Annotated in this window: 6 protein-coding genes; 1 reads left to right on the top strand and 5 read right to left on the bottom strand. The window is 69.8% G+C overall.

What is annotated here, in order from left to right:
• The 5 genes from ACLBYD_RS23220 to lspA form a co-directional block, all read right to left on the bottom strand.
• Nucleotides 1–513 (bottom strand): PHP domain-containing protein (locus ACLBYD_RS23220; RefSeq protein ID WP_447818316.1); only part of this gene is annotated, 513 nt, incomplete at its 3' end.
• Nucleotides 514–551: 38 nt separating this feature from the next.
• Nucleotides 552–1,493 (bottom strand): EamA family transporter RarD, encoded by a 942-nt coding sequence (rarD, locus tag ACLBYD_RS23225; protein WP_413768308.1) that lies wholly within the window; start codon nt 1,491–1,493, stop codon nt 552–554.
• 107 nt (nt 1,494–1,600) lie between these two features.
• A complete protein-coding gene (locus ACLBYD_RS23230; RefSeq protein WP_033097612.1) occupies nt 1,601–2,248 on the bottom strand; it encodes a hypothetical protein in 648 nt (215 codons plus the stop codon).
• Between the two features lie 3 nt (nt 2,249–2,251).
• A complete protein-coding gene (locus tag ACLBYD_RS23235; protein WP_174247134.1) occupies nt 2,252–3,160 on the bottom strand; it encodes an RluA family pseudouridine synthase in 909 nt (302 codons plus the stop codon).
• 14 nt (nt 3,161–3,174) lie between these two features.
• Nucleotides 3,175–3,789: a signal peptidase II gene (gene lspA / locus ACLBYD_RS23240; RefSeq protein WP_447818317.1), complete on the bottom strand. Its 615-nt coding sequence runs from the start codon at nt 3,787–3,789 to the stop codon at nt 3,175–3,177.
• A gap of 66 nt (nt 3,790–3,855) precedes the next feature.
• On the opposite strand from lspA, the gene ACLBYD_RS23245 reads away from it, so the two are divergent.
• A complete protein-coding gene (locus tag ACLBYD_RS23245) occupies nt 3,856–4,812 on the top strand; it encodes a hypothetical protein (protein ID WP_447818318.1) in 957 nt (318 codons plus the stop codon).
• Nucleotides 4,813–4,838: the final 26 nt, after the last annotated feature.

Here is a 4,838-nt window from a genome sequence, read left to right on the forward strand (position 1 = left end):
GAGCGCTTCGCGCTCGTGGCCGAGGCGCAGGCGCGTCTGGATCTCGCCCGACGGGCAGCCGGTCGTGGCGATGATGCCCTCGTGATGGTGGGCGATGAGCTCTTCGTCCATACGGGCCCATTTGCCGAGCTGGCCCTCGATCGATGCGAGCGAGGACAGCTTGAACAGGTTCCGCAGACCCGTCGAGTTCTCGGCGACCATCGTCATGTGGGTGTAGGCACCCGAGCCGGAGACGTCGTCGGACTTCTGTCCGGGATCGCCCCACTGCACACGCTTGGTGGAGAAGCGAGACTCCGGTGCGACGTATGCCTCGATGCCGATGATCGGCTTGATGCCGAACTTCTTGGCGACGTTGTAGAACTCGCTGGCGCCGTACATGTTTCCGTGGTCGGTCATGCCCACGGCCGGCATCCCCAGCCGTTCGGCCTCCTTGAACAACGGTCCGACCTTCGCGGCACCGTCGAGCATCGAGTACTCGGTGTGGGTGTGCAGATGAACGAACGAGTCAGCCACGCGTGCCTCTCCCGGGATGTCTGTGGGCAGAGACGAGTCTAAGCCGCGCGAGGCTCCGCAGTGACCACGGCACGCTGACGACGGGCCCGCACGAGCGCGTCCGTGCTGTACACCGCCAGTGCGATCCAGATCAGGACGAAACCGATCCACCGCGAGGCGGGCATGTCCTCCCCGAGCACCACCACACCCCACGTCATCTGCAGGCTCGGCGTGAGGTACTGCAGCATGCCGAGTGTCGCGAGCGGGACCCGTTGTGCGGCCGCGCCGAAGAGCAGCAGCGGCACTGCGGTCACCAACCCCGCCGACACGAGCAGGGCGGTGTGATCGACGCCGTGCCCGAGGAAAGTGCCGGTGCCGGTCACCGCGAGGAAGATCACGTACCCGAGCGCGAACGGGGCCGCGACGATCCCCTCCCCTGTCAGGGACGTGCGCGGATCGAGCGGCACGACCTTCTTGATCACCCCGTAGGACGCGAAGGACAGCGCCAGGGTCAGGGCGATGATCGGCGGTCTGCCGTAGTCGACGGTGATGACCACCACCGCGCACACCGCGAGCACCAGCGCCGCGATCTGCGCCGGCCGCAGTCGTTCCCGGAAGAACAGGACACCGAACACCACGCTGACGAGCGGGTTGATGAAGTAGCCGAGTGCGGTCTCCACGACCCGGCCCGAGACGACGCCGTAGATGTAGACGCCCCAGTTGACCGCGATCGCGGTGGACGCCGCGGCGACCAGGCCCCAGGTGCGGGCCGACAGGCCGCGCAGGGTGCCGAGGCGTCCCATGACGCCCAGCACGATCAGCATGAGCACGAGGGTCCACAGCACGCGGTGCGCGAGGATCTCGACGGCGCCGGCGGGTTCGAGCAGACCGAAGTAGGCGGGGAACAGTCCCCACAATCCGTAGGCGCCCAGACCGCACAGCACCCCGGTGCGCACGATGTTCCGCTGCCCCGAGTCGTTCCGATCCCCCGAGTCGCTCACCGGCTCACCCTACGGCGTCGCCGGTGCACTGTCGTTCCGAGACACTGTCGTTCCGAGACACTGTCGTTCCGAGACACTGTCGTTCCGAGACGGGATCCACCGCACCGTCACACCTCCCCGTCGTCCGGGCCGGGCACGACCGTCTCGACGTGGGTGGGCAGCAGCGGGGTCACCGCGAAGCGTCCCGCGATCGCGTCTGCGGGCAGGACCTCCACGGCCCGCACGTCCGGGGCGTCGGCGACGGCCCGGAACTGTGAGGGAGTGCCACGGAGCACCGCCGCGACGACGCAGTCGCAGCCGTCGGCGAGCCGCTGCGCGGAGACCGCCCCGACCCGCGCGGCGCGTTCGGTCCCGAACTCCACCAGGCTCAGCCGGCCCGCGGCGACCGAGGGGGCACGACGTACCGCCTCCGGGTTCTCCGGCACCGCGACCGGCACCAGTGGTGTCTGGACGCGGTCGATCGGCACACGGAACAGCACCTGCGCCACGCGCACCTCGTCGGTGAGTTCGACGACCCGGTCGATGCCGACGGCGTCGGTGAACGACACCAGTCCCCAGTGCTCGAGGTCTCCGTCCGCTTCGGCCTCGGTCAGGCTGTCCGCGGCCCGTGTCAGATAGTCGGCGACCGCTTCCCCGTTGTCGGGACCGAGGGTGTCGCTGCCGACCGGGGCCGGCCGCGGCGGTGAGGTCCACCCGGCGACGAGCACGGCGACGACGAGAACGACGACCGCCGCCCAGGGCAGGACGCGTCCCATCGGTCAGGCGTTGCGCAACACGGCGAGCGCGTGTTCGAGATCCGGCGGGTACTTGCTGGTGATCTCGACCCAGTGCCCACGCGTGGGGTGCGAGAACCCGAGGGTGCACGCGTGCAGCCACTGCCGTTCGAGACCGAGACGCGCCGCGAGACGTGGGTCGGCTCCGTAGGTGAGGTCGCCACAGCAGGGGTGACGCAGTGCCGAGAAGTGCACCCGGATCTGATGGGTGCGGCCGGTCTCGAGATGGATGTCGAGCAGGCTCGCGGCCTGGAACGCCTCGATCGTGTCGTAGTGCGTCACGCTGGGCTTGCCGTCGGCGGTGACCGTGAACTTCCAGTCGCTGCTGCGGTGGCGGCCGATCGGTGCGTCGATGGTGCCGCTGCTCGGGTCGGGATGCCCCTGGACGAGCGCGTGGTACCGCTTGTCGACCGTGCGTTCCTTGAAGGCGCGCTTGAGGACGGTGTAGGCGCGTTCGGACGTCGCGACCACCATGACGCCGGAGGTGCCCACGTCGAGCCGGTGCACGATGCCCTGGCGTTCGTGGGCGCCGGACGTGGAGATCCGGTAGCCGGCGGCGGCGAGGCCGCCGATCACGGTGGGTCCGGTCCAGCCGACGCTCGCGTGGGCGGCGACACCCACGGGCTTGTCGACCGCGACGATGTCGTCGTCGGCGTAGAGGATCTCCATGCCCTCGACGGGCTGGGCCTCGATGGTCAGGGGGCGGGGCGGCTCGGGCAGTTCCACCTCGAGCCAGGAGCCGGCGGACAGTCGGTCGGACTTGCCCACCGCAGCGCCGTCGACCACGACGGCGCCCTCCTCGGTGAGCGTGGCGACCACGGTCCGGGACAGACCGAGCAGGCGCGCGAGGCCTGCATCGACACGCATCCCGTCGAGCCCGTCGGGTACGGGCATCGCGCGGGTTTCCCTCACTGGTGTGATTCCTTTCTCGTTTCGTCCGCACCCGGCGCTGCGTCCCGGCCCTTCGAGGCACCGCCGTCGGGTTCGACGCCGAAGACGGTCAGGGCCACGAGCAGGATCGCTCCGCACACGATGGCCGAGTCGGCGACGTTGAACACCGGCCACCATCCGACCGACACGAAGTCGACGACGTGGCCCTGCAGCGGTCCGGGCGAGCGGAACAGACGGTCGGTGAGATTGCCGAGCGCTCCCCCGAGGACGAGGGCGAGGCCGAGCGCCCACCACCTCGATCTCAGGGTTCGGCCGATCTTCACGACGCCGACGACGACGGCGATCGCGACCAGCGTGAGCAGCCAGGTCATGCCCGTGGCCATGGAGAACGCGGCACCGGGATTGCGGACGAGTGTCAGGGTGACCGTGTCGCCGACGATCGAGATCGGGTCGGCTGGGTCGATGTAGTGGACGGCGAGCACCTTCGTCACCAGATCCGCGACGTAGACGACGAGCGCCACGAGCAGCAGCGGCCGCAGCATGCGCCGGCCGACGGAGGGGGACGGCTCGCCGGCACGACCGGGAACCGGCGTCTCCGCGTCGCGGTCGGGTCGGGAAGCTTCGTTCGTCACCGCTCCATCATCCCCTACCGGACGACCGCGGCGGTTCCCCCTCCCGTCGTGGCTACCCTGGGTGGCGTGCCTGCGCTGTCCAGATTCCCCCGCTCGGGGCCGTGTGCCCTCGCGGCTGTGCTGTCCCTCTCCGCTCTCGTCGCCGGTTGCGGTGGTCCTTCGGACGGCGCGCCCGCCGTCACGGCAGCGACATCGACGGAGGTGACGGTGCCGGTGTCGGCGGTGACCACGACAGTGCTCGACCCCGGTGCCGAACCCCGATCGGTGGTGCGGCTCGTACCGGAGGCCGGGGTGCAGCAGGGCGTCGTCCTCACCACCCGGTCCGAGGTGTTCCAGCGCGTCGGCGACGACCCGCAGCAGGACTTCTCCACTCCCGAGCTGACCCTTCCGCTCTCCGCCACGGTCGAGCGGGCGGTCTCCGACGAGGACCCGAGCACCGTGGTCGACATCACCGTCGGATCGGCGACGTCGCCGGACGAGACGCTCGGATCGGCACTGTCCGATGCCGAGGGTTCCGGAGCCGGACTGACGATCGGCCCCACCGGCGCGATCAGTGCGCTGCGCCTCGAGCCCACTCCCGATGCGGCGAACATCGCACGGTCGGCGATCGAGCAGGCGTTCTACCAGGCCGTCTATCGCATCGTCTCGTTCCCGGAGGAAGCCGTCGGGGTGGGCGCGGTGTGGGAGATCCACCAGCAGGTGATGAGCGCGGGCATCACCCTCGACCAGGTCGGGACGGCGACACTCGTCGAGCGGGAGGACGACCGCATCACGGTCGACGTGAAGGTCGAACAGACACCGCGCGAGTCCACCTGGGTGCTGCCGAACGGGCAGGGCCGTCTCGACATCGAGCAGTACACGATGGCCGGTGGGGGGTCGATGACGATCGACGCGTCGCTTCCCCTGCCCGTCGGCGGAGAACTGACGGTGCGCGGCGATCAGACCTACGTCGAGCCGGACGGCGGAACGCGCCTGTCGCAGTCGCAGGTCGACCGGGTGGGCTGGAACACCCCGGACCAGTAGTCCGGGAGACGGACGAACGCCGACGG

This window comes from Rhodococcus sp. C26F (assembly GCF_053345925.1).